Origin of the sequence: Bradyrhizobium sp. B097, assembly GCF_038957035.1 — a bacterium.
In the GTDB taxonomy this organism is placed as follows: Bacteria; Pseudomonadota; Alphaproteobacteria; order Rhizobiales; family Xanthobacteraceae; genus Bradyrhizobium.
On record NZ_CP152412.1, the window covers coordinates 4,963,360 to 4,987,332 of the forward strand.

20 protein-coding genes are annotated in these 23,973 nt (G+C 65.4%); 8 read left to right on the top strand and 12 right to left on the bottom strand.

Going from position 1 to position 23,973, the window contains the following annotated elements; all coding sequences use genetic code 11:
* Positions 1–88: 88 nt before the first annotated feature.
* Positions 89–883: a hypothetical protein gene (locus tag AAFG07_RS23360; protein ID WP_342722227.1), complete on the top strand. Its 795-nt coding sequence runs from the start codon at positions 89–91 to the stop codon at positions 881–883.
* A gap of 24 nt (positions 884–907) precedes the next feature.
* Here AAFG07_RS23360 and AAFG07_RS23365 read toward each other — a convergent pair whose 3' ends face one another.
* The 7 genes from AAFG07_RS23365 to AAFG07_RS23395 form a co-directional block, all read right to left on the bottom strand.
* On the bottom strand, positions 908–1,246 hold the full coding sequence (locus AAFG07_RS23365; RefSeq protein ID WP_342722228.1) for a BA14K family protein: 339 nt from the start codon (positions 1,244–1,246) through the stop codon (positions 908–910).
* A gap of 11 nt (positions 1,247–1,257) precedes the next feature.
* Positions 1,258–1,557 (bottom strand): hypothetical protein, encoded by a 300-nt coding sequence (locus tag AAFG07_RS23370; RefSeq protein ID WP_342722229.1) that lies wholly within the window; start codon positions 1,555–1,557, stop codon positions 1,258–1,260.
* An 8-nt stretch (positions 1,558–1,565) separates the two neighbouring features.
* Positions 1,566–3,053, bottom strand: a complete 1,488-nt coding sequence (locus tag AAFG07_RS23375) for an efflux transporter outer membrane subunit (RefSeq protein ID WP_342722231.1) — start codon at positions 3,051–3,053, stop codon at positions 1,566–1,568.
* Positions 3,054–6,338 carry an efflux RND transporter permease subunit gene (locus AAFG07_RS23380; RefSeq protein ID WP_342722232.1) on the bottom strand — a complete coding sequence of 1,095 codons (3,285 nt, stop codon included), beginning with the start codon at positions 6,336–6,338 and terminating at the stop codon, positions 3,054–3,056.
* 3 nt (positions 6,339–6,341) lie between these two features.
* Positions 6,342–9,449: an MdtB/MuxB family multidrug efflux RND transporter permease subunit gene (locus AAFG07_RS23385; protein ID WP_342722233.1), complete on the bottom strand. Its 3,108-nt coding sequence runs from the start codon at positions 9,447–9,449 to the stop codon at positions 6,342–6,344.
* The gene (locus tag AAFG07_RS23390; RefSeq protein WP_342722234.1) at positions 9,446–10,765 is read right to left on the bottom strand and encodes an MdtA/MuxA family multidrug efflux RND transporter periplasmic adaptor subunit; all 1,320 of its coding nucleotides are present in this window, start codon (positions 10,763–10,765) and stop codon (positions 9,446–9,448) included. Before AAFG07_RS23390 ends, AAFG07_RS23385 begins: the two co-directional genes overlap by 4 nt.
* Before the next feature lie 178 nt (positions 10,766–10,943).
* Positions 10,944–12,389 (bottom strand): DASS family sodium-coupled anion symporter, encoded by a 1,446-nt coding sequence (locus AAFG07_RS23395; protein WP_342722235.1) that lies wholly within the window; start codon positions 12,387–12,389, stop codon positions 10,944–10,946.
* 223 nt (positions 12,390–12,612) lie between these two features.
* Here AAFG07_RS23395 and aat point away from each other — a divergent pair, with 223 nt between their 5' ends.
* Positions 12,613–13,293, top strand: coding sequence for a leucyl/phenylalanyl-tRNA--protein transferase (gene aat, locus AAFG07_RS23400; RefSeq protein ID WP_342722236.1), 681 nt, complete (start codon positions 12,613–12,615; stop codon positions 13,291–13,293).
* Positions 13,294–13,401: 108 nt separating this feature from the next.
* On the opposite strand, the gene AAFG07_RS23405 is transcribed toward aat, so the two are convergent.
* On the bottom strand, positions 13,402–14,385 hold the full coding sequence (locus AAFG07_RS23405) for a DUF2155 domain-containing protein (RefSeq protein ID WP_342722237.1): 984 nt from the start codon (positions 14,383–14,385) through the stop codon (positions 13,402–13,404).
* A 269-nt stretch (positions 14,386–14,654) separates the two neighbouring features.
* On the opposite strand from AAFG07_RS23405, the gene AAFG07_RS23410 reads away from it, so the two are divergent.
* The 4 genes from AAFG07_RS23410 to AAFG07_RS23425 all read left to right on the top strand — a co-directional run bounded on the left by AAFG07_RS23410 (position 14,655) and on the right by AAFG07_RS23425 (position 18,361).
* Positions 14,655–15,434, top strand: coding sequence for an SDR family oxidoreductase (locus tag AAFG07_RS23410; RefSeq protein ID WP_342722238.1), 780 nt, complete (start codon positions 14,655–14,657; stop codon positions 15,432–15,434).
* 36 nt (positions 15,435–15,470) lie between these two features.
* A complete protein-coding gene (locus AAFG07_RS23415) occupies positions 15,471–16,412 on the top strand; it encodes an alpha/beta hydrolase (protein WP_342722239.1) in 942 nt (313 codons plus the stop codon).
* Between the two features lie 167 nt (positions 16,413–16,579).
* Positions 16,580–17,803 (top strand): SLC13 family permease, encoded by a 1,224-nt coding sequence (locus AAFG07_RS23420; RefSeq protein WP_342722240.1) that lies wholly within the window; start codon positions 16,580–16,582, stop codon positions 17,801–17,803.
* Between the two features lie 123 nt (positions 17,804–17,926).
* Positions 17,927–18,361: a hypothetical protein gene (locus AAFG07_RS23425; RefSeq protein ID WP_342722242.1), complete on the top strand. Its 435-nt coding sequence runs from the start codon at positions 17,927–17,929 to the stop codon at positions 18,359–18,361.
* 271 nt (positions 18,362–18,632) lie between these two features.
* Here the strand turns inward: AAFG07_RS23425 and AAFG07_RS23430 are convergent, their stop codons facing one another.
* Both AAFG07_RS23430 and AAFG07_RS23435 read right to left on the bottom strand, forming a co-directional pair.
* Complete coding sequence (locus AAFG07_RS23430; protein ID WP_342722244.1) at positions 18,633–18,851, bottom strand: hypothetical protein; 219 nt, start codon at positions 18,849–18,851, stop codon at positions 18,633–18,635.
* Between the two features lie 464 nt (positions 18,852–19,315).
* The gene (locus AAFG07_RS23435; protein ID WP_342722245.1) at positions 19,316–20,254 is read right to left on the bottom strand and encodes a GlxA family transcriptional regulator; all 939 of its coding nucleotides are present in this window, start codon (positions 20,252–20,254) and stop codon (positions 19,316–19,318) included.
* Between the two features lie 129 nt (positions 20,255–20,383).
* Between AAFG07_RS23435 and AAFG07_RS23440 the strand changes: the two genes are divergently transcribed.
* Positions 20,384–21,082: a DJ-1/PfpI family protein gene (locus AAFG07_RS23440; RefSeq protein ID WP_342722246.1), complete on the top strand. Its 699-nt coding sequence runs from the start codon at positions 20,384–20,386 to the stop codon at positions 21,080–21,082.
* 42 nt (positions 21,083–21,124) lie between these two features.
* Here the strand turns inward: AAFG07_RS23440 and AAFG07_RS23445 are convergent, their stop codons facing one another.
* A complete protein-coding gene (locus tag AAFG07_RS23445; protein WP_342722247.1) occupies positions 21,125–21,880 on the bottom strand; it encodes a substrate-binding domain-containing protein in 756 nt (251 codons plus the stop codon).
* A gap of 207 nt (positions 21,881–22,087) precedes the next feature.
* Here AAFG07_RS23445 and AAFG07_RS23450 point away from each other — a divergent pair, with 207 nt between their 5' ends.
* Positions 22,088–22,957, top strand: a complete 870-nt coding sequence (locus AAFG07_RS23450) for a LysR family transcriptional regulator (protein ID WP_342722248.1) — start codon at positions 22,088–22,090, stop codon at positions 22,955–22,957.
* Positions 22,958–23,318: 361 nt separating this feature from the next.
* On the opposite strand, the gene AAFG07_RS23455 is transcribed toward AAFG07_RS23450, so the two are convergent.
* Positions 23,319–23,729 carry an NADH:ubiquinone oxidoreductase subunit NDUFA12 gene (locus AAFG07_RS23455; protein ID WP_342722249.1) on the bottom strand — a complete coding sequence of 137 codons (411 nt, stop codon included), beginning with the start codon at positions 23,727–23,729 and terminating at the stop codon, positions 23,319–23,321.
* Positions 23,730–23,973: the final 244 nt, after the last annotated feature.

Here is a 23,973-nt window from a genome sequence, read left to right on the forward strand (position 1 = left end):
TGCGGACTCTCGCGAGCCGCCAGCTCGGCCGATTTATGGGTTCAAGGCCTTGGGCTCCTGCCGCCGGCGGATTGATCGAGTTTTCGCGTTGGCATTAACGGCCGCGTCACCCTGTTGTTCGATCGCGGCCGCTGGCCCTGACCGATTAAGACAAATCTGGGCGTTGTTTGCCATGCTTTTCCCCCAGCTTGGCAGGAACGGCACGATGTTCGAGCGCAGGGTGGTTTTTGGAAAGAAGCAGGCGACGTCGGGCGATCTCAAAGAGCCCTTGCGTCCGGCATCGGGTGCCGACGGCGCGGCACCCGCCTTTCACAGAAGGCAGTGGGAAGATCCGCGGATCGGGCCGATGCTGCGCGATGCCGGGTTCGCGCCCGACGACGCAGCCAGCATCGTGCCGACGGCGGACAATCGTCTCGTCGTGTTTGCCGCGGCCAACCAACGGCTGCAGGAGCGCACCGAGAGTTTCAACCGTGACATGACGGCGCGCCACGGCCACTGCCATGCATTGCCATTCCTGGTCATCGACCACAAGATCTGGGACGGGCCGCATGGCGCGTTTCTCTACGCGCAGATGGATCTGATCGGCTACGACGAGTGGAACGTGATCATGCTGGCGGAGGATCCGCAGACCACGGAAACATGCGGCCTGGCGGGCCATCCCGGCTTCCTTCCGGCGGTGACGCAGCTCATGACCGAGCATGTGATCGCCTGGGAGGCGCGGCACAACGCCTTGCTCAAGGAATTCGGAATTACCACGAGCGGCGGCCACCACGTCCCGCACGAGCAATATGAGATGGAAAAGGACGCGCTGCGCCGGGAGATTATCGACAAGGCCGGCTGGATGAAGCTGCGCATCATCGACGACCTTCTGCGCAAGAGCTAGAAGCGCCTTCTGGTCCCGAGCACCTCAATCAACCCGATCGCGGTGCCGCCGCGTGCGATGCGGACGGCAATCCTGGCATGGCGCGCCGAAGATCACCTGCGACGGATAGGGCCGCGCGGAGTGATACGGCGTCGAGCCGAACAGACCCGCCGCGCCGAAGCCCGCGCTGAAGGGATCGGCGGCAAAGCTGCCCGGAAAGGAGCCGTTGCTGCGGAAATCGCGGTCGTCGTTCCTGCCGTCGAAATACACACCGCCGGTGCTGCCGTAACGCAGCGGCCGTTGCGGCGTCAGGTTTTGGGCCGAGGCAGTGGCCGTACCGAGCGCGATGGCGGCGCAGGCGATCAGTGCTCTGATGGCGGTCATGGCGAAGGCCCTCATTGCGGAATGGTCCCCCAGTCGCCCTTCCAGGCGATCAGGCGCCCCTTGCCGAATTGCAGATAAAGCCCGTCGCTGCGCCGCGACAGCACGCTGCCCCTGACATTGGGCAGCGCGACGAACAATTCATTGCCCGGCGTGCCGCGGACATAGTTCAGGGGAACGCCGAGCGACTGGCTGGCCTGGTCGGCGCTCATGCCGAAGGCCAGCGGCACGCTGTTCGGTGGCCGCTGCTGCGCACGGGCCGCGCCGAGCGCGATGACGAGGGTAACGACGAACAGTGTGACGAACCGCTGCATGACCGACCTCATGGCACTGCCGCCGCGAGCGTGCCGGCCGGCGTCCAGCCGCCGCCGAGCGCCTGGAACAGGCTGCTCGCCGCCAGCAGCTTGTTAAGCCGCACCGACACCAGGTTGAGTTCAGCCGTGAACAGCGTCTGCTGTGTCTGCAGCACCGTGATCAGATTGACCGTGCCGCCGCGCAGCTGCATCTCGGAGACCTCGAACGCCTTGCGCGAGCTCGCCACCACGTCGGACTGCAGCCGCTCCTGCAGCGTATACTTCTGCAACGCGATCAGCGCCTTCTCGACATCGGCGAAGGCCGACAGCACCGCCTTGCGATAGGCCTGCAGGTTTTGCAATTGCTGGCCCTTGGCGAGCTTGAGCTGGCTCTCCAGCAGGAAGCCGTCGAACAGCGGCTGGGTCAGCCCGGCCGCGAGCGTGTAGTACCAGGCGCCCGGCGCAAACAGCGAGGCGAGCGCCGCGCTCTGGAAGCCCGTGGTGCCGGTCAGCTGAATCTGCGGGAAGAACGCTGCCCGCGCCGCGTCGACGCTGAAATTGGAGGCCGCGAGTTGCGCCTCGGCCTGACGCACGTCAGGCCGCTGGTAGAGCAATTCCGACGGCATCCCCGGCGTGATGCGCGGCACCGAGATCTGCGTGGTGCTGCCGCCGCGCACCGCGAAATCAGCCGGTGCGCGCGCCACCAAGAGGGCGAGCGCGGCGGTGTTCTGCCCCAGCGTCACCTCGAGCGGCGGGATCGCCGCGCGCTGCGTGGCGACCAGTGCCTCCTGCTGCGACAAGTCGAGTTGCGAGGCGGTGCCGCCGGCGAATTGCGACTTGATCAAAGCCAGGATGCGCTCGGCCGCCGCCAGATTGCGCCGGGTGGCCTTGATCTGGTCCTGCGCCGCCAGCACCTGGAAATAGGTGTTGGCCACCGTCGCCATCGTGGTCAGTGCGACCACCTCGCGATTGTAGCGGGCAACCGTCGCGCTCTCTTCCGACGCCGACAACGTCGCGCGGTTCTTGCCCCAGAAATCGACGATATAGCTCGCGCTCAGCCCCAGACTGTACTGCGAGAACGTGCCGCTGCTGCTGCCGAGCGATGAACTCGATCCCGTCGCGATCTTCTGACGCTCGGCATTCGCCGATCCCGAGATCGACGGCAGCAGCGCGGCGCCGGACACGCCGGCCTGCGCGTCGGCCTGCACGATCTGGGCGATCGCGACCGCGATATCGAGATTGTATTGCTGCGCGGATTCCATCAGCCCGGTCAGCTCGGGCGAGCGGAAGCCGCGCCACCAGGCGAGCGCCGGAACGGCGGCGTCGGCATCGCCCTTGGCGGCGGCGCGATAGCTCGCCGGCACTTCGAGACTGAGCTCGGGTTTCTCCACCCCGGGGATGCAGCCGGTCAGGCCAAGGCTCAGACCAAGGCTGAGGCCGCCGAACGCCGCCACGCGCCGAAACCGGACCGGTTTCCGCAATATTCGAAGACTAAGCAACGCTGCACCTGTCGGCATTTACTCGCCCGGTTGAAGTGAGGAGCCCGGCATGCGCATGGCGCCGCCGCGGCGGACGCGCAGGGCCCACAAGCGGAACCGGTCGAGATAGAGGTAGATGACCGGCGTCGTGTAGAGCGTCAGGACCTGGCTCAGGATCAGGCCGCCGACGATCGCGATGCCGAGCGGCTGCCGCAGCTCGCCGCCGTCGCCCATCCCGATCGCGAGCGGCACGGCGCCGAGCAGCGCGGCCATCGTCGTCATCATGATGGGACGGAAGCGCAGCAGGCATGCCTCCTTGATCGCCTCGAGCGGCTCCAGCCCGCGCCTGCGTTCCGCGTCCAGCGCAAAGTCGATCATCATGATGGCGTTCTTCTTCACAATGCCGATCAGCAGGATGACGCCGATCAGCGCCATGATACTGAACTCGGTCTTGAATGCCATCAGCGCCAGCAAGGCACCCACACCTGCCGAAGGCAGTGTGGACAAGATGGTCAGCGGATGGACGTAGCTCTCATAGAGCACGCCCAGCACGATGTAGATCGTGACGATCGCGGCGAGGATCAGGAACGGCTGGTTGCTGAGCGAATCCTGGAACGCCTTGGCGGAGCCCTGGAACGTGCCGCGGATCGTGGCCGGGACGCCGATCCGGTTCATGGTCGCCTCGATGCTGCCGACCGCGGTGCTCAGCGACACGTTCGGCGGCAGGTTGAACGAGATGGTGTTGGCGACCAGGAGGCCCTGGTGATTGACCGCAAGCGGCGTCGCGCCCTGCTTGAACTCCGCCACTGCCGACAGCGGAATCATGGTCTCGCTGTTGGTCGAGACGGCCGATCCGGTCGAGGCCACGCCCTTCCCGGTCGAGCCGATCGAATTGGTGGCCTGGTTGCGCGCGGCCTGGGCATTGGCTGAACTGGCGGCGCTCGAGGTTCCCGGCGCCACCACGGTACCGGCCACCGCGTTGGTCGATTGCGAGCCGCCGACCGAGCCGCCCGACGTGCTGATGTAGACGTCCTTCAGCGTCTCAGGATTCTGCCAGTAGCGCGGCGCGACCTCCATGATGACGTGGTACTGGTTGCGCGCGACATAGATCGTCGACACCTGACGCTGGCCGAAGGCGTCGTAGAGGGTGTTGTCGATCTGGCTCACCGTGACGCCGAGCCGGGCCGCGGCATCGCGGTCGATCACGAGGTCGGATTCCAGCCCCTTGTTCTGCTGGTCGCTGTTGACGTCGGCAAGGTTCGGATCGCGCTGCAACGCCGCGGCGATCTTCGGCGTCCAGTCATTAAGCTCCTCCAGCGTCGAGCCCTGCAGCGTGTACTGATACTGCGCGTTCGAGGCCCTGCCCCCGACCCGGATGTCCTGCACCGCCTGCAGGAACAGGCTGGCGCCGGGCACCACCGCCATCTCGCGGCGCAACCGCGAGATCACGCCGTCGGCGCCGATCTTGCGCTGGTCGAGCGGACGCAGCGAGACGAACACGAAACCGGAATTGGTCTGGCCGCCGCCGGTGAAGCCGACCACCGTCTCCACGGCCGGATCCTTCTGGATGATGCCGACGAACTGCGCGAGCTTCTGCTGCATCAGTTGGAACGACACGCTCTGGTCGGCCTGGATCGAACCGACCAGCCGGCCGGTGTCCTGCTGCGGAAAGAAGCCCTTCGGGATCACGTCGTAGAGATAGAAGTTGAGACCGAACACCGCCGCCAGGATCAGCATCACCGACAGCGGATGCTGCAGCGCCGCGGTCAGCGTCCTGCGGTAGAAATTCAGCATCGCCTCGAAGAAGCGCTCGCTGGCCCAATAGAGCCGGCCGTGGCCGCCGCTGTCCGGCTTGAGCAGCACGGCGCACATCATCGGCGTGGTCGCCAGCGAGACCGCGAGCGAGATCAGGATCGAGATCGAGATCGTCATCGCGAATTCACGGAACAGCCGCCCGACGATGCCGGCCATCAGCAGGATCGGGATGAACACCGCGATCAGCGAGATGCTCATCGACAGCACGGTGAAGCCGACCTCGTTGGCGCCCTTCAGCGCCGCCTCGAGCGGGCTCAGGCCCTCCTCGATGTAACGGGTGACGTTCTCCAGCACGACGATCGCGTCATCGACCACGAAGCCGGTCGCGACCGTCAGCGCCATCAGCGACAGATTGTCGAGGCTGTAGCCGATCAGGTACATCGCCCCGAAGGTCGCGACCAGCGACACCGAGACCGCCACCACCGGAATCAAGGTGGCGCGCAAATTGCGCAGGAACGCGAACACCACGATGATGACCAGCACCACCGCCAGAACCAGCGTTCGCTCGACGTCGCGGAGCGAGGTGCGGATGGTTGTCGAGCGATCCACCGCAAGACCGATGTCGATCGCCGGCGAAATCGAGGCCTGCAATTGCGGCATCAGCCCCTTCACCAGGTCGACGGTCGAGATGATGTTGGCGTTCGGCTGGCGGTAAAGGATGAGCAGCACCGCGGGCTTGCCGTTGGCGAGCCCGGCATTGCGCAGGTTCTCGACGCCGTCGGCGACCTCGCCGACATCGGAGAGGTGAACCGGCGCGCCATTGCGGTAGGCCACGATCAGCGATCTGTAGTCGTCGGCCTTGTTGGCCTGGTCGTTGGCGTAGACCTGGTAGCGCTGGTCGCCGACATCGATGCCGCCCTTGGGGCTGTGGGCGTTGGCGCTCGACAGCGCCGCGCGGACGTCTTCGAGCCCGATGCCGTATTTGTAGAGCGCCTGGGGGATCAGATCGACGCGTACGGCGGGCAGCGAGCTGCCGCCGACCACGACCTCGCCGATGCCCTCGACCTGCGACAGCTTCTGCGCCAGCACCGTGGAGGCGGCATCGTAGAGCGCGCCGCGGGTCAGCGTATCCGACGTCAGCGTCAGGATCAGGATCGGCGCGTCCGCCGGGTTGACCTTGCGATAGGTCGGATTGCTGCGCAGGCTGGTCGGCAAGTCTGCCCGCGCCGCATTGATGGCGGCCTGCACGTCCCGCGCCGCGCCGTTGATGTCGCGGTTCAACCCGAACTGCAGCGTGATCCGGGTCGAGCCGACCGAGCTCGACGACGTCATCTCCGTCACGTCGGCGATCTGGCCGAGATGCCGCTCAAGCGGGCTGGCGACCGTGGTCGCGACGTCCTGCGGGCTGGCGCCGGGCAGCGTCGCCTGTACCGAGATGGTCGGAAAATCCACCTGCGGCAGCGGTGACACCGGCAGCTTGAAGAACGCGACAAGGCCGGCCGCCGCAAGCCCGAACGTCAACAGCGTGGTCGCGACCGGCCGGCGGATGAAGGGCGTTGACGGATCCATGGCTCAACGCGACCCGCTCGCCTCGCCGACCTCGTCCGCCCGCCCGGCAAACCGCAGCGCCAGGCGATCGAACCAGAGATAGATCACCGGCGTCGTGAACAGGGTCAGCATCTGGCTCACCAAGAGGCCGCCGACGATCGAGATGCCGAGCGGATGCCGGAGCTCGGAGCCGGCACCGCTGCCGAGCATCAGCGGCAGCGCGCCGAGCACGGCGGCCATCGTCGTCATGATGATCGGCCGGAACCGCAACAGGCAGGCCTGGTAGATCGCCTCCCGCGGCGGCTTGCCCTCGTTGCGCTCGGCATCGAGCGCGAAGTCGATCATCATGATCGCGTTCTTCTTCACGATGCCGATCAGGAGGATGATGCCGATGATCGCGATGATGGTGAGATCCTGGCCGGCCATCATCAGCGCCAGCAGCGCGCCGATGCCGGCGGAAGGCAGCGTCGACAGGATGGTCAGCGGATGGATAAAGCTCTCATAGAGCACACCCAGCACGATATAGACCGTGATGATCGCGGCCAGGATCAGGAACAGCTGGTTGGACAGCGAGGACTGGAACGCCAGCGCCGCGCCCTGGAAGCTCGTGATCATGCCGAGCGGCTGGTTGATTTCGGCCTGCGCCTGCTTGATCGCGGTCACCGCGCCGCCGAGCGAGGCGCCCGGGGCCAGGTTGAACGAAACGGTTGCCGACGGGAATTGGCCGAGATGCGAGACCTGCAACGGCGCGGTCTCGACCCGCATCCTGGCCATCACGGACAGCGGCACCGGCGTCGAGCCCACCGATGACGGCAGATAGATCGACGACAGCGAATCCAGCGAGTTCTGCAGCGACGGATCGGCCTCGAGGATGACGCGGTACTGGTTCGAATTGGTGAAGACGGTGGAGACGATGCGCTGGCCGTAGGAATCGTACAGCGCGTTGTCGATCGTCGCCGGCGTGATGCCGAACCGCGCGGCCTGGTCGCGGTCGATGTCCACGAACACCGACAGCCCCTGCGCGGAGATGTCGCTGGTGACGTCGCTGAGCTCCGGCAATTCCCTGAGCTTGTCGACCAGCTTCGGCGTCCATTCCGCAAGCTCGTTCGGATCGGCGTCCTGCAGGATGAACTGATACTGCGTCCGGCTCACCGTGCCTTCGATGGTGAGGTCCTGGACCGGCTGCATGTAGAGCGTGATGCCGGTCAGCGCGGCAGTGCTCGCCTTGATCCGGTCCATCACCGTCGAGACGCCGGCCTTGCGCTGCTCATGCGGCTTCAGATTGATCAGGATGCGGCCGCTGTTGAGCGTGGTGTTGGTGCCGTCGACGCCGATGAACGACGACAGGCTCTCGACATCGGGATCCTTCAGGATCGCGCTGGCGAGCCGCTGCTGCCGCTCGGCCATCGCCGCATAGGACACCGATTGCGGCGCCTCCGAGATCGCCTGGATCACGCCGGTGTCCTGCACCGGAAAGAAGCCCTTGGGAATGACGACGTAGAGCAGCGCCGTGAGACCAAAGGTAGCAAGCGCGATCAGCAGAACGAACGTCTGGCGATCCAGCACCCAGTTGAGCATCCGGCCGTAGATCGCGATGACGGCGTCGAAGCCTTCCCGGCTGAGCCGCTGGAGGGTGTTCTCGCGCGTCATGCTCTCCGGCTTCAGGAGTTTCGCGCAGGCCATCGGCACCAATGTCAGCGACACCACGGCAGAGATCAGGATCGTGACCGACAGCGTGATGGCGAATTCGCGGAACAGGCGGCCGACGACGTCGCCCATGAACAGCAGCGGGATCAGCACCGCGATCAGCGACACCGTCAGCGAGATGATGGTGAAGCCGATCTGCTCGGAGCCGCGCAGCGCCGCCTCGAGCGGCGACTCGCCCTCCTCGATATAGCGCGAGATGTTCTCGATCACGACGATGGCGTCGTCGACCACGAAGCCGGTCGCGATCGTCAGCGCCATCAGCGACAGATTGTTCAGGCTGAAGCCGAACAGATACATTGCGCCCAGCGTGCCGACCAGCGAGAGCGGCACCGACAGGCTCGGGATCAGCGTGGCGCGGGTCGAGCGCAGGAACACGAAGATCACCAGCACGACCAGGATCACCGCGAGCGCCAGCTCGTACTCGACGTCGCGGACCGAGGCCCGGATCGTCACGGTCCGGTCGGTCAGGATGTTGAGGTCGATCGCGGCCGGCAGCGTGGCCTGCAGCTGCGGCAGCAGGTCCTTGATGCCCTGGACCACCGAGATCACGTTGGCGCCGGGCTGGCGCTGGATGTTGAGGATGATCGCCTGCGTCTCGTTCATCCAGGCGCCGAGCTTGTCGTTCTGCGCGCCGTCGACGACGTTGCCGACGTCGCTGAGGCGGACCGGCGAGCCGTTCTTGTAGGCGATGATCAGCGAGCGGTAGTCGCTGGCATTGCGGATCTGGTCGTTGGCGTTGATGGTGTAGGCGCGCATCGCGCCGTCGAAATTGCCCTTCGGCGTGTTGACGTTGGCGTTGCCGAGCGTGGTGCGGAGATCGTCGATGTTGAGGCCATAGGCCGCGAGCTTGCGGATGTCGGCCTGGATGCGCACCGCGGGCCGCTGGCCGCCGCTGATGCTGACGAGGCCGACGCCGGGCAGCTGCGAGATCTTCTGCGCCAGCCGGGTGTCGACGAAGTCCTGCACCTGGGTCAGCGGCATCGTCTTCGAGGTCAGGCCGAGAGTGAGGATCGGCGCGTCAGCCGGATTGACCTTGGCGTAGATCGGCGGCGCCGGCAGGTCCGACGGCAACAGATTGCCCGCGGCGTTGATCGCGGCCTGCACCTCCTGCTCGGCCACGTCGAGCGAGATCGACAGGCCGAACTGCAGCGTGATGACGGATGAACCGGCCGAGCTCACCGAGCTCATCTGGTTCAAATTCGGCATCTGGCCGAACTGCACCTCGAGCGGCGCCGTCACCGACGACGTCATCACGTCGGGGCTGGCGCCCGGATAGAAGGTCTGCACCTGGATGGTCGGATAATCGACCTCCGGCAGCGCCGCGACCGGCAGGAATCTGAACGCCAGCATGCCCGACAGCATGATGGCGATCATCATCAGGGTCGTCGCCACCGGCCGCAGGATGAATGGCCGCGACGGGTTCATTTCGTCTGCCCGTCCGCGGAACCCTTATGGTCGCCGCCTCCCAGCTTGTCGGGAGCAGCCCCGCCTCCCTTCGCGGCCCCATTCGCGGCCCCGCTCGCCGTCCCCTTGGCTGCACCGGCCGGGCTCGCGGCATCGGCGGCCGAGCGCACCACCACCTTGGCGCCCTCGCGCAGCTTGTCGGCGCCGTCGATCACGATGCGATCTCCGGGCACAAGCCCCGAGAGCACCTCGACGCGGTCGCCGTCGGTGACGCCGATCTTGACCGGCCGCACCGAGACGGTGCTGTCGGCGTTGACCAGATAGACGAAGGTGCCGGGGACGCCGCGCTGGATGCCGGCGGTCGACATCGTCGTGGCATCCTTGTGGGTGTCGAGCAGCAGGCGGATGTTGACGAACTGGTTCGGATACAGCGTGCGCTTGTCGTTCTCGAACTGGGCGCGCAGCTTGATCGTGCCCGTGGTGGCATCGATCTGGCTGTCGAAGGTCTGCAGCGATCCCTCGGCGAGCTTGTTGGCGCCGCTGCGGTCATAGGCGGCCGCCGGCAGCACCGCGCCCTCCTTCAACCGCTTCGCGACCGCCTGCAGATTGTCCTCCGGCAGCGTGAACAGCACGCTGATCGGCTCGAGCTGCGTGATCACGACAAGGCCGTTACTGTCGCCCGCCGTCACATAGTTGCCGAGGTCGACCTGGCGCAGTCCGACCCGCCCGTTGATCGGCGAGACGATACGACAATATTGCAGATTCACTTCGGCCGATTTCACCGATGCCCGGTCGGCCTCGACCGTGCCCTGATACTGCGCGACCAGCGCGACCTGGGTATCGAGCGTCTGATGCGGCACGGCGTTCTGCGTGGCGAGATTCTGGTAGCGGGTGAGATCGACCTGGGCGCCCTTCAGCTGCGCCTCGTCGCGCGCCAGAGTGCCCTTGGCCTGCGCCAGCGTCGCCTCATAGGGACGCGAATCGATCTCGGCGATCAGGTCACCCTTCTTGACCTCATCGCCCTCCTTGAAGTCGATCTTCATCAGGTAGCCGCTGATCTGGCTCCTGATCGTCACGGTCGCGAGCGACGTCACGGTGCCGAGCGCATTCAGGCTGACGCCGATATCGCCCTTGCCGACGGTCTCCGGCACGATCGACATCGGCCCGGCGTTGCGCCCGCCGCCGGCCTGCGGCGGCGCGGCCTGCTGCCGCGTCCACCAGACGATGCCGGCAAGCACCGCCAGCACGACACACGCTGTCAGAAACCCTCGCCCGCGCGATGGCCGCCTGGTTTGCTCGGGCGCCGCGATCAACGGGTCTTTGATATGCTGGTCCATCACTTGCCCACGAAGAAACACGAATGAGCCGGTGCGGCTCTATGTGTCCCTTGAAATCCGCGCGCGCCACATTCGAGGAAGCATTTTGGACGCTTCCGTCAGACAAAGCGCGTTAAGAATCGGAAAGGAAAGTCCTCCTTCCCGATCGGCCGCTGTTTCCCGCTGGATTGTGGCTATTTTACCCAATCATCTGTAGCCAGGGCAACACGATCAGCAACAATCCGGCAAAGTAGATTACGCCGAAGATCAGCCCGAACTTCCAGAAGTCGCCTTTGCCGATATAGCCGCTGCCGTAATACATCGGCGCCGGTCCGGTGGCATAGGGCGAGATCACGCCCATCAGGCCGAGCGAGTAGACGCACAGCAGCATCAGGGTCTGCACCGACAGGCCGGGAATGCTGGAGCCGACCGCGAGCACCACCGGCAGCACGGCGGCGGTATGCGAGGTGATGCTCGAGAAGAAATAGTGGATCCAGAAGAAGAATGTGACGAGCAGGATCATCCCGACCACCGGCGACGTGCCGGACAGCGGCTTCGCATAACCCTCGGCCACCCATTTGATGAAGCCGATCTCGTTGAGACCCGACGACAGCGTGAGCAGCGAGGTGAAATAGAAGAATACCTCCCACGCACTCTTCTCCGCGACGATGTCCTCGAATGCGATCACGCCTGTGAGCAGCATCAGCGAGATCACGACGAACACCACCGTGGTCGCGTTGATGAAGTTCGAGCCGAGCAGCGGCACGCTGATATTGGGATTGGAGCCGCAGATCCACAGGAACATCGCCAGCAGCACCAGCACCGCCATGATCCATTCGTGCCGCGACGGAGGCCCCATCTTGGCGAGTTCGCCTTCGCTCCAGGTCACGATCTCGGGGCTCGCCTTGATCTCCGGCCGGCAGATGGCGTAGCTCAACAGCGGCACCAGCAACAGCAAGAGGATCCCGAGCGGCGCGAAGCCGATGAACCATTGCGACCAGCCGACCTCGATATTGACGAGCTTCTTGGCGATCGAGAGCGCGGCGGCGTTCGGCGCCAGCGCGGTCAGAAACAGCGAGCTGGTGACGGCCGTGGTCGCAAACGCGGTCCACATCACGAAGGTGCCGATCTTGCCCGCGGTCGGACCGGGCTCGGAGCCGTAGATGCGCGGGATGTTGCTGACGATCGGATAGATGGTGCCGCCCGAGCGCGCGGTGTTGGACGGCGTTGCCGGCGCCAGCACCAGATCGGAGAACGCCACCGCATAGCCGAGCCCGATGGTGCGGCGGCCGAGCCCGCGCACCAAGAGCAGCGCCAGCCGGCGGCCGAGCCCGCTCTTGCGGTAGCCGATCGAGAACACGAAGGCGCCGACGATCAGCCACACCGTGCTCTCGGAAAAGCCGGCGAGCATCCAGCGCAGCGACTTGTTCGGGTCGGGCTCGACATAACCGCCGACCCCGGCGACCGTCAGTCCAATCAGGCCGACCGCGCCGACCGGCATCGATTCGAGGATCAGCCCGGTGATGACCGCGGCGAACACCGCAAAATAGTGCCACTGATTGGTGTTCAGCCCTGACGGCACCGGGACCAGATAGATCACCAGCCAGACCAGCAACGGCGCAAACGTCCGCCATGACGATTTCATGCAGCGTCCCCCTCACCTGTGTTGATTATCGGCGCGCAAACCGCCATGTCCCGGGCGGCGGCGCCATCTTTTTGTGGCAATGTAGCATGGCCGCGCAGTCCGTCTCGGGAAACTGCGGCGGAATGGCGCGGCTTGTGGAGGAACCGGCGCGTTTCGTCAACACGTCGCGACCCCGTGGCAGGCCCCATCGCAAGACGGCCCGCGCTTTGCTATCCTCGCCGGCATGACCTCACGCGACTCCGCCTCCTCCGAGATCACGCCCGAGGTGCTGCTGCGCGCCTATGCCTGCGGCATCTTCCCGATGGCGGAGAGCGCCGACGATCCGACCCTGTTCTGGGTCGAGCCGGAATTGCGCGGCGTGATTCCATTCGACGGCTTCCGCGTCGCCTCCCGCCTGGCGCGCACCGTGCGCTCGGACGTGTTCACCGTCACCGTCGATACCGCGTTCAAGGCCGTGATCGCCGGTTGCGCGGCGCCGCAGCCCGGCCGCGACGACACCTGGATCAACAAGCGCATCCGCGACCTCTATGTCGGGCTGCACGCGTCAGGCCATTGCCACAGCGTCGAGGTCTGGCAGGACGACAATCTGGTCGGCGGGCTCTATGGCGTCAGCCTCGGCCGCGCCTTCTTCGGCGAGAGCATGTTTCACACCACGCGCGACGCATCGAAGGTCGCGCTGGTGCATCTGGTGGCGCGGCTGATCGCGGGCGGGTTCGAACTGCTCGACACGCAATATGTGACCGAGCATCTGAAGACGTTCGGTGCGGTGGAGATTTCGCGTCGCCGCTATCGCGCACTACTCGACAAGGCGATCGCAGGCGCGCCGGCGGAATTCCGCAAGCTCGACGCCACCCAGCCGGTCAAGGGTGCCGACGCGCTGGCGATCATCGCCGCGCGTGGTTGATCTTTGGGTGCATGTAGCCCGGATGAAGCGAAGCGTAATCCGGGAAAGTCTCTCCGCGGAGAGAACCCCGGATTTCGCTAACGCTCCATCCGGGCTACGCAGTTTCGCCTAATTCCCGAACAATCCGCCGAACAATCCGCCCGGCCGCTGCTGCTGGGGCGGCGGAGGTGGCGGCTGCTGCTGGTATTGCGGCTGCGGCGGCGGACGCGGCGCGGCCTGCTTCGGCGGCGCGCGCTTCTGGGCCGGCGGCGGAGGCGGCGTCGGCGCCTTCGGCGGATCGGGCGCGGCGGTCACGATGGTCTGGTCCGGCCCTTTGCAGTCGGTCAGCCAGATGTCGTAGATCGGATGCTCGACGCCATGGAGGCCCGGGCTCGCCGCGAACATCCAGCCGGAAAATATCCGCTTCACCTCGCCCTGCAGCGTGATCTCGTCGACCTCGACGAAGGCGTCGGTGTTGGCGGCTTCCGTCGACGGCCTGGTGTAGCAGGCATCGGTCTTCACCCGCAGCGCGCCGAACTGCACCGTCTCGCCGATGTCCTCGTCGAAATTGATGATGCGTCCGGTGATCTTGTCGAGGCCGGAGAAGCTCGCCTTCTTGTTGGTGATCTTGGTCGACGGCGGCTCCTGCACGACCTCGTCGCCCGGCTGCAACGCGGCAGGCGTCTGCGGCGCCGTGCCCTGCGGCGTGCCCTTGGGCTGACGCTGGCCCGGCAGCGGATTGGCACCGGGCGGTGTATTGGCAACGGCGGGCCCGCCGGGCTGCGGCGGCTGCACGGCAACGCCGGGCGGAGCGACCGTGCTACCTGGCGGCGGCGCCAAAGGCTGCGACTGCACGCTGCCGGGCGGCGGCACCGCCTGGCCGGGCGGCAACGCCCGCGGCTGCGTCGGCAGCAGGCGGCCGCGCGGCAATTCCGGCACTTCCTCGTCGTCGTCGCCGGGAGGCGCCACCTGGCCACGCGGAATCGAGCCGGGCGGACGCGGCGCGGGATCGGAGAAAATCGTTCCGATCTGCGCGCGCGCGGGCGGCGCAAGCGAGATGGTTGAGGCGGCAACCAAGGCCGCAAAGCCAGTCAGGGCAATGGTTCGAAGCATCTCGCGGGCTTTAAAAGGCGAATCGGGCTCGCGACAGTCTACCTTGATATCGGCCGCTCGCAGGCCACCGGTTAACACGCCGAATACGGCGGGGAAAGGGCGCGCGGACGCCCGTCCCCGGCCCTCCGGCCAGGCACTGGTCACCCCTCTGGTCACCCTCTGGTCACTCCTGGGAACACGTGTGATAGTCCTCACGCTGAAGGCGCGCGGCACCGCGTGAAAACCAGGAAAATCCGGATCGAACCGGACCAGCCAGAGGAAACCCAAACATGCCAGATCGCATCAGGCTCGACGGCCGGGTTGCCGTCGTCACCGGGGCTGCCGGCGTCATCGGAACCGCCACGCTCCAACTGCTCGCCGAACGCGGGGCGCGGATTGTCGCGGTTGACCGTAACGAGGCGGATCTTGCGGCCGCCATCAAGGACCTCCCCGCCTCGGCCGAGGCCTTCGCGATCGCCGCCGACGTCACCGATGAGGACGAGGTCAAGGACTATGTCCGCGCCGCCGTGGACCGCTTCGGCAGCATCGACGCCTTCTACAACAACGCCGGCATCGAGGGCGACATCAGGCCGATCCCGGAATATTCGCTGGAGAGCTTTCGCCGGGTGCTCGACGTCAATGTCGTCGGCGTCTTCCTCGGCATGAAGCATGTGCTGCCTGTCATGCTGAAGCAGAACAAGGGCAGCATCATCAACACCGCCTCGATCGCCGGCCTGATGGGATCGCCGATGATCGCGGTCTACAGCGCCAGCAAGCATGCGGTGATCGGATTGACCAAGAGCGCGGCCTGGGAATGCTCCGGCACCGGCGTGCGCGTCAATTGCGTCTGCCCCGGCATGATCGAGAGCCGGATGCTGAGCACCATCCTGCAGGGCCGTTCCGGCGGCAACGCGCCGCCGCCGGTCGAGAAGATCGTCGACCGCATCCCGGCACGCCGGCTCGGCCTCGCGAGCGAGGTCGCCTCGATCGTCGCTTTCCTCGCTTCCGACGAGGCGAGCTACGTCTCCGGCTCCGCCTACACTGTCGACGGCGGCCGCACCGCCGCCTGACAGTTCATTTCAGCATCACAAGAAGGTTCGTTGCCTATGCCCGTCGTTCTCGATCCCGATGCCGCCGCCGTCTACAAGGCTTTCCAGGAGGCCGGCCGCCCCGCCTATGAATCGCTGACCGCACCGGAAGCGCGCGACTATTATCGGGCCGCCCGCATCGTCTCCAATCCCGAGCCGCCGGCGCTTGAATCGAGCAAGCCGCTTGCGATCCCGGCGCCGCACGGCACCATCCCGGCCCGCATCTACACGCCGAAGACGCTGCGCAAGAAGGACGGGCTCGCGCCGTGCCTGGTGTTCTTCCATGGCGGCGGCTGGGTGATCGGCGATCTCGATACCCATGAGGTGGTTTGCCAGAAGCTCGCCCATGAGGGCGAGCTGATCGTGATCTCGGTCGATTATCGGCTGGCGCCCGAGCACCGCTTCCCTGCCGCGGTGGACGACGCCGTCACCGCGACCAAATGGGTTGCGGCCAACGCCGGGGATCTCGGCATCGATGCCGCGCGTCTAATTGTCGGCGGCGACAGCGCCGGCGGCAATCTGGCTGCGGTGGTTGCCCTCACCGCCCGCGCCGGCGGACCGAAGCTCGCGGCCCAGCTGCTGGTCTATCCTGCGACCGATTTCTCGCGCAAACATCCCTCGCATCGCGAGCCCGAGACCAGCATCCTGCTGACGCATTCGGTGATCGGCTGGTTCGGCGACCATTATCTCGGCGACGCCGACAACAGCGACTGGCGCGCCTCGCCTGCGCGCGCGAAAAGCTTTGCCGGATTGCCGCCGGCCTATGTACTGACCGCCGGCGCCGATCCGCTGCGCGACGAAGGCGACGAGTATGCGACATTCCTCAAGGATGCCGGCGTGCCCGTGACCTGCCGGCATTTCCCCGGCCAGTTCCATGGCTTCTTCACCATGGGCAAGCTGCTCAATCAGGCCAATGTCGCGGTGACCGAGATCAGCGCCTGGCTGAAGACGCTGGGCTAGCGATCCGATCGGGGCGACGCGCCTGCAGCGTCGTCCCCTCGATCGAGGCCCGGAGCGCATGGCGCGCGCAGCTTGCGGCGTTAGCGCGCCTTGAAGTTCCCCGCGCCGCGCGATAGTGCGGCCGGACACGCTTCGCGCCACCGGGCACTCCAGCCATCGAGATCGTCTTGTTCACGCCCATCCTCGTCTACGGTATCCCGCTCGATTTCATCCTGTTCGCGCTGACGCTGCTCGGCGTCGCGATCTTCCATCACCATACGCTCGCCGTGGCGTTGACCGGCCTTGCCGCGATCGTCGCCTACAAGCTGCTATTCACGGGCTTCGCAAGGTTCGGCGCGGGCGTGCCCGGCCTCGTGCACCAGATGGAGCATGAGTGGGTCACGCTCGCGAACCTGTTCCTGCTCCTGATGGGATTTGCGCTGCTGTCGCGGCATTTCGAGGAGAGCCGCATCCCGGACGAGATGCCGGCGCTGCTGCCCGACGACTGGAAGGGCGGACTGATCCTGCTGGTGATCGTGTTCGTGCTGTCGGCTTTCCTGGACAATATCGCGGCGGCGCTGATCGGCGGCACCGTCGCCCGCTCCGTGTTCCGCGGCCGCGTCCATATCGGCTACCTCGCGGCCATCGTTGCCGCATCGAATGCCGGCGGCGCCGGCAGCGTCGTCGGCGACACCACGACCACGATGATGTGGATCGACGGCGTCAGCCCGCTCACCGTCGTCGACGCCTATGTCGCCGCCATCGTGGCGATGCTGGTGTTTGCGGTGCCGGCCTCGCTGCAGCAGCACCGCTATTCCCCGATCGTGAAGGATGCGCCGTCCGGCCTCTCCATCGACTGGGCCCGGGTTGCGATCGTGGCGGTGATTTTGCTCGCCGCGCTGACTGCCAATGTCACGGCCAATCTGAAATTCCCCGCGCTATTGGACGCGCTGCCCGTGCTCGGGCTCGCGGTCTGGGCCGCAATCCTCGTCACCTCGCTGCTGCGGCGGCCGGACTGGTCGGTGATGCCCGAGACGTTCAAGGGCACCGTGTTCCTGCTCGCGCTGGTGACGGCGGCCTCGATGATGCCGGTGGAGAAGCTGCCGGCGGCATCGTGGCAGACCGCGCTCGGGCTCGGCTTCATCTCGTCGGTGTTCGACAACATTCCCCTGACCGCGCTGGCGCTCAGGCAAGGCGGCTACGACTGGGGCTTTCTCGCCTACGCGGTCGGATTTGGCGGATCGATGGTCTGGTTCGGGTCGTCCGCGGGCGTTGCGGTGTCCAACATGTATCCGGAAGCCAAGTCGGTGGTCCGCTGGATCACCCAGGGCTGGCCGATCATGGTGGCCTACGTCGTCGGCTTCTTCGTGATGCTGGCCCTGCTCGGCTGGCATCCCGACGCGCCGCATTGAAGCAAATGCGGAACTCGCCATGCTGCGACGCACAATTGGACTGTCTCAAACTTGTGGAAAAGCGAGACAAATCCGTTGACATTGCTAAACTCCATTCGCCGTAACAACTTATGGAGCGTTCGCATGAGTGTTAGTGCAGAAGTCCTCGCCCGCGCCCCGTTGGAAACGACGGAGGGCGAAATCGACACGGTGAGTTCGCATCGACCACGCGGCAACATTCGGCCGCTCTCACCGATGCCGGACTACGTCGAGCACCGCAACGGCGTCAACGAGGTGGGCAAGCTATCGGCCGAGGCGGTCGTGCGCGAATACGAAGCGGCGGTGAAAGAGATCGAGGCCCTTGGAACGGAACTGCAATTGGCCGCCAAGAACTGCGAGGTCATGGTGGCGGGTGTCCACGACATGATCGCGGAAATCAAGGAGTTCGCCGCGGGTTACCGCGATCAGGGCAAGCGTTTTTTCCTGCAGATCGAAGCCGTCTCGTTGATGACCACGGAGGTCAGGAATACCTGCGAAGCACTCAAGAAGAAGATCGCGACCGACACATTGAGCAACTGATATTCTGGCTCGGGCAGGTTTCGTGCTCGGCCATCCGTGGATTTTTCAGCGTGTGTGCTGATCGAGCGTAGGTGAATGGCTGCGCTATTCCGGCGCGGCGGAACCGTTAGTTCTATTCAAGACCAAGTCGTTTGAGATCAAGTCGTTCAGGATCAAGTGGTTCTAGATCAAGTCGTTCAACATCCGGCCCCGCTTCGGCGGGGCGTTTGTGCTGCGCTAATCTCTGCACGCGGCGTGTCCGCGATGGGCCGGATCGACGTCAATGACCCGTTTAGCGCACATCAGGTGCGCGCTCGGCCATGTCCGTCGCCGGAGCCAAGGCGGAAATCGGAGACCAGCGGTCGCTGAAATCCTTGGCCGGGAGCGCGTCCGTGTCGGAGACGACAACGCCCTCGGTCCGGGGCAGATGCGACCTGATCGTCGCGGCGGTTGCAGTGACAGCCAGCAGGGCGACGGCCACGAACCCGGTCATCGTTCGATGCTTTGTCATTTTGAACCTCCTTGGTCCCCAACGCCCACTTAACGTAGGTCACAGGAACCTTCGCGCTGGTTCAGCACAAAGACAGCATGGATCGTGTGAGATTGGACAACGAGCTTGTCCCAAACTCAAATTGCCTCTGCCGGCAGCGCCGGTGAGTTTGGCGACGGTTCTCATCGGCAGCTGTGTTCGCTTCATCGGCGCTGCACTATTCGCCGCTGTAATGCTCACTGGCATACGATAAGGGCGCCCCGATTTTCACCTGTTGCAATCGCGCCGGAAAGCCAAATCCAGGCCTGTAAGGCTTGTGTCAGCCGAGTTGCTTAGACTCGTTCGCATGGACCGAGACCTACTCTATTTCCGCACATCGCTGGTTTGGGCGGCATTGCTTGCCGCTGCGCTGGTGTACATTCTCATTGCATAATCCGCTTGTGGCGTTAGCGCCATAATACCGGGAGCTTCCGCAAGTCCACGACCTACCCCGCGCGCGATGCCCGGCGCAGCGATTGCGGCGGCTGGCCGAAGGCGCGGATGAAGGCGCGGCGCATCCGTTCGGGATCGCGGAAGCCGGTGATCTCCGCGACGCGCTCGATCGCCTCGCCCGACGACTGCACGCGCTGCCGCGCGACTTCGATCCTCAACCGTTCGACCGCTTTCGATGGCGTGGTGCCGGTCTCCGCGATGAAGGCGCGGGTGAAATGCCGCGAGCTCATCCCGGCCTTGTCGGCGAGGTCCTCGACCGTCAGCGGCGCATCGAGATGTTCGCGCGCCCAGGCCAGCAGCGGCCCGAACCGGCCGTTCGGCGCCTTCAATTCCAGCAGCGAGGAAAACTGCGACTGCCCGCCGCTGCGCCGATGATACAGCACGAGTTGCCGCGCGGTGCTCTGCGCGACCTCGTCGCCGTAGTCTTCGGTGATCATGGCGAGTGCGAGGTCGATGCCGGCGGTGATGCCGGCCGAGCTCCAGATGTTGCCGTCGCGGACGAAGATCTGGTCCGGCTCGAGCTTGACCTTCGGATAGGTCTTCACGAAATGCGGCGTGCGCTGCCAATGCGTGGTGGCACGGCGGCCGTCGAGCAGGCCGGCCTCGGCCAGCACATAGGCGCCCGAGCAGACGCTGGCGACGCGGATGCCGCGGCTCGCCATCCGCCGCACGAATGACAGCGTGGTCGGACAGGTTGCCGGCGTGCCCACGCCGTTGCCGCCCGCGATGATCAGCGTCGTGATCGCCGCCGACGGCTTGAGGCCGCGCGCCAGCATCTCGACGCCGGACGAAGAGCGCACCGGCCCGGCCTTCACCGCGATCGTCTTGATATCAGGCGGGTTGTTGGCGAAGCGCGCCGCAATCTCGAACGCCGCGATCGGGCCGGCCGCATCGAGCAGCTGGAAGTCGGGAAAGATCAGGATGCCGATCATCTGCCAAATCCTCGTAATGCCAAATCACCGGAGACGGGGTCGACGTCCGAAAATGAGGGAATTACGCCATTTTGGACAAGAGGCCATCATGGCATCGTGGTTCCGTCAAGCGCTATTTGGAGACCTCCGATGTCCGAACCCCTGCAGATTGGATTGCTCGTCTTCCCGAAGGTGACCCAGCTCGACCTGACCGGCCCGCTGCAGGTATTCTCCTCGGTCCCCGGCGCCAAGGTGCATCTGATCTGGAAACGGATCGAGCCCGTTCCGACCGACTCCGTCATGGTCCTGACACCGACCACGACCTTTGCCGACTGCCCGCAGCTCGACGTGATCTGCGTGCCCGGCGGGTTCGGCACCGACGACATGGTCGGCGACGAGGAGATGCTCGCCTTCCTGCGCAAGCAGGCCGAGGGAGCGAAATACGTCACGTCGGTCTGCACGGGATCGCTGGTGCTCGGCGCCGCCGGTCTGCTGCAGGGCTATCGCGCCACCACGCATTGGAGCGCGATCGATTTCCTGGCGGGCTTCGGAGCCATCCCGACCAAGACGCGCGTCTGCGTCGACCGCAACCGTTTCACCGGCGGCGGCGTCACCGCCGGCATCGATTTCGCGCTGACGCTGGTGTCCGAGCTCGTCGATCGCAAGACCGCGGAAGCGATCCAGCTCAGGCTCGAATACAACCCGGCCCCGCCGTTCAATGCCGGCTCGCCCGATACCGCACCGGCCGAGATCCTCGCCTTCATGAAGGAGCGGATGGGACCGGCACATGCGCGCCGGGGCGAATTGATGAGCCGCGCCGCGGCGCGGGTCGGCCAGGGGGCGTCCTGATCATTCCTCGCGACAATTGCCGTCGGCCGCGAGCGCAGAGCTTCAGGGGACAACGGGCTCCAATCCCCTGCTCCGTATCGCAGCAACCGCCGCCGGCGAGTGCAGGAATGCGATCAACTGCTCGGCGGCCTTCGGCTCGCCGGCGCCGGCACTGATGCCGACGCTGAAGGTGGTGTAGTTCTGCAACTCGTCCGGAAGCAGCCCTGCGAGAGCGACGCCCTCGACCCCGATGATGTTCGGCACGGTAATCACCGTGAGCTCGGCTTCGCCGCGCGCGACGGCATCGACCGGGCTCCGTCCTGTGATAGCCAAAAGCCTCGGCTTCACTTCGCCTTCGATTCCGAGGCGATCGAGCAAGCGAAGAAAATAGCTTCCGCTCACGCTGTCGCTCGAATAGGCGATCGATCTCGCCGCCAGCAATGTTCGCTTGAGGTCATCGACGGAGGCGACCTGAGGCTTCGGCGCACCGGCGCGGATCGCCACACCGGCAGCCGTACGAGCGAAGTCCGATCGCGAACCCGCGGCGATCTTACCCAGCCGGGCAAGATCATCAAGCGCCGCTGGTAGCAAGACGGCGGCATCGAACTTCTCGCCCGCTTCGATCTGCCGCTTGAGCACCGGCACGCCTTCGAAGGTCAGGACAAGCGTATGGCCGGTTGCGCGGGCGAAGGCCGGCGCTAGCTCATTGAAGGCACCCTTCATGGTCGGCGTGCTGAGAACGGCGACTTCGGCCGCGCCGCTGGCCGTGGCGCTCATTGCCAATACAAATGCCGTGGCTGCGACGCGAATATGCCCCATCACCATCTCCTGCGTATCGAGCGGGTCCGGGCCAAGACTTCAGGCCCGGAGCTGGAGTCAGCGTGAAAACAGGAGTATCCACAAGATCGATTATTCGACAGGCCGGTAGCTTTTTAGGTACGTCATATGCGTTGGGCCGACAGGGTTGGACGTTTTCTCAAGCCTCGCGACCTCCACGTCTTCATGACGGTGGTCGAGGAGAGCAGCATGGCGAAGGCTGCCGAGCGGCTGGCGATCTCACGGCCAGTGATCTCGCGCACGATCGCCAATCTCGAACACATGCTCGGCGCGACACTGCTCGACCGCACGGCTCGCGGCGTCGAGCCGACGCTGTTCGGCAAGGCGCTGCTCAAGCGTGGCACCGCGGTATTCGATGAACTTCGGCAAAGCGTCGAGGAGATCGCGTTTCTCGCCGACCCCCAGGCGGGCGAGCTGCGCATTGCCTGCACCGAGGTGTGGGCCGCCGGCCTCGTGCCGGCAGCCATCGAGCGGCTGTCAAAGCGCCTGCCGCGTCTGCGCGTCAGGCTGGAGCAAGGCACTGCGCTCCATCAGTTCAACCTGCTCCGGGAGCGTCAATGCGAAATCGTGATCTCGCGGCTGCTGACGGAGACACCGGACTCCGACCTCGACATGCAGCCGCTGTTCTACGAGCCGCTAGCCGTCGTCGCCGGCCCGCAAAGCTCCTGGTCGCGCCGCCGCAAGCTGACGCTCTCAGAGCTCGTCGACGCACCGTGGATCCTGTCGACGCTGGAAGCGGAATCCGGGTCGCCGTTCGTCGAAGCATTCCGTGCCGCGAATCTGCCGATCCCCACCGCAACGATCTTCAGCAACTCGCTACACCTGCGCATCAGCCTGCTCGCCACGGGACGCTATCTCACGCTCGTTCCGGGCTCGGCGCTGCGATTCGGTCCCGGAACTGATCTGCTCAAGGCGCTGCCTATCGCATTGCCGCGATGGCATCTGCCGACGGCGATTTTCACCCTGAAGGGCCGAATGTTGAGCCCGGTCGCGCAAGTGTTTGCCAACTGCGTTCGCGACGTTGCGAGGCCGTTTGCCCAAAGCAAGGGGGCGCCGTGACGCCTTCAGCCGTCCCGCGAAAGAAAAAGGCCGCCCGGTTTCCCGAGCGGCCCTTCCTGTCTCACGGTAGCCTCACATTTGCGGGCGATTTCAGGACGTCTGCACCGGGGGCCTATCTCCCGGCCGCATCCAACTCGGAGGCCGCTGCACATCGGGACAGTCGCGATCTGGAGCCCGATCCGACGCGATGGTTTCCCATCTCCGTAAGATGGCTTCATTGAGCCGCGAAGACGTGCGCGGCGCAAGCGGCCAGCATCGGCAGCAGCCTACCTGTCCCCGCTGTTACCGTTGTCCACAGGCGCGCGTGCGCTGCACGCGCGGCGTTACGCACGCGCACGGCAGAAACAACAATGCGTGAAGCTCAGCTTCCCGGCGTCCAGGCGTGATAGTCGCCGGTCGCCTTGGGGCGGCGGCCGCTCGCCAGCGTCGAGCCAGACGGACGGTAAGCCTGCGCGGTGCCGGTCATGTTCGGCAGATGCGGCTTTTCCCATTCCCGCGGCGCGTACGTCTCCTCGCTCGGGGGCACATCAACCGTGTGATGCAGCCAGCCGTGCCAGCCGGCCGGGATCCGGGACGCTTCGGCATAGCCGTTATAGACCACCCAGCGGCGCTCGAAATGCAGCGTCGGATCGATTTCGCCGCCCTTGGTGCGGTAGTAGCGATTGCCCTGCCCGTCCTCGCCGACCAGCTCGCCGTAGCGCGAGGTCCACAATTGCGTGCCAAAGGTCTGGCCGTTCCACCAGGTGAAGAATTTCAGCAGGAATTGTTTCATGCGTGGCCGGTCGGTTCGAGGCAGTCCGGCTCTGATGCCACCTGAATCTCCAAATGTCCAGCCGCGCCCAAGGTAGCCCGGCACTCCCGGAATGGGTCCGGGTTGCGGGCCCTTTGGCGACCAAATGACGCGGTCACGAGGAGTTTTGTTCACCCGCCATACATGCGCCGCCGGTCAAGCCAAGATGACGGACAATCAATGTCGAGCGCAGGAACGTCTGACGGCAGAGATGGTTAGACATTGT

Coding starts and splice junctions, on each gene's coding strand:
- AAFG07_RS23365 (WP_342722228.1), bottom strand. CDS start 1,246: ATGACCGCCATCAGAGCACTGATCGCCTGCGCCGCCATCGCGCTCGGT.
- AAFG07_RS23370 (WP_342722229.1), bottom strand. CDS start 1,557: ATGCAGCGGTTCGTCACACTGTTCGTCGTTACCCTCGTCATCGCGCTC.
- AAFG07_RS23375 (WP_342722231.1), bottom strand. CDS start 3,053: ATGCCGACAGGTGCAGCGTTGCTTAGTCTTCGAATATTGCGGAAACCG.
- AAFG07_RS23380 (WP_342722232.1), bottom strand. CDS start 6,338: ATGGATCCGTCAACGCCCTTCATCCGCCGGCCGGTCGCGACCACGCTG.
- AAFG07_RS23385 (WP_342722233.1), bottom strand. CDS start 9,449: ATGAACCCGTCGCGGCCATTCATCCTGCGGCCGGTGGCGACGACCCTG.
- AAFG07_RS23390 (WP_342722234.1), bottom strand. CDS start 10,765: ATGGACCAGCATATCAAAGACCCGTTGATCGCGGCGCCCGAGCAAACC.
- AAFG07_RS23395 (WP_342722235.1), bottom strand. CDS start 12,389: ATGAAATCGTCATGGCGGACGTTTGCGCCGTTGCTGGTCTGGCTGGTG.
- aat (WP_342722236.1), top strand. CDS start 12,613: ATGACCTCACGCGACTCCGCCTCCTCCGAGATCACGCCCGAGGTGCTG.
- AAFG07_RS23405 (WP_342722237.1), bottom strand. CDS start 14,385: ATGCTTCGAACCATTGCCCTGACTGGCTTTGCGGCCTTGGTTGCCGCC.
- AAFG07_RS23410 (WP_342722238.1), top strand. CDS start 14,655: ATGCCAGATCGCATCAGGCTCGACGGCCGGGTTGCCGTCGTCACCGGG.
- AAFG07_RS23415 (WP_342722239.1), top strand. CDS start 15,471: ATGCCCGTCGTTCTCGATCCCGATGCCGCCGCCGTCTACAAGGCTTTC.
- AAFG07_RS23425 (WP_342722242.1), top strand. CDS start 17,927: ATGAGTGTTAGTGCAGAAGTCCTCGCCCGCGCCCCGTTGGAAACGACG.
- AAFG07_RS23430 (WP_342722244.1), bottom strand. CDS start 18,851: ATGACAAAGCATCGAACGATGACCGGGTTCGTGGCCGTCGCCCTGCTG.
- AAFG07_RS23435 (WP_342722245.1), bottom strand. CDS start 20,254: ATGATCGGCATCCTGATCTTTCCCGACTTCCAGCTGCTCGATGCGGCC.
- AAFG07_RS23440 (WP_342722246.1), top strand. CDS start 20,384: ATGTCCGAACCCCTGCAGATTGGATTGCTCGTCTTCCCGAAGGTGACC.
- AAFG07_RS23445 (WP_342722247.1), bottom strand. CDS start 21,880: ATGGGGCATATTCGCGTCGCAGCCACGGCATTTGTATTGGCAATGAGC.
- AAFG07_RS23450 (WP_342722248.1), top strand. CDS start 22,088: ATGGCGAAGGCTGCCGAGCGGCTGGCGATCTCACGGCCAGTGATCTCG.
- AAFG07_RS23455 (WP_342722249.1), bottom strand. CDS start 23,729: ATGAAACAATTCCTGCTGAAATTCTTCACCTGGTGGAACGGCCAGACC.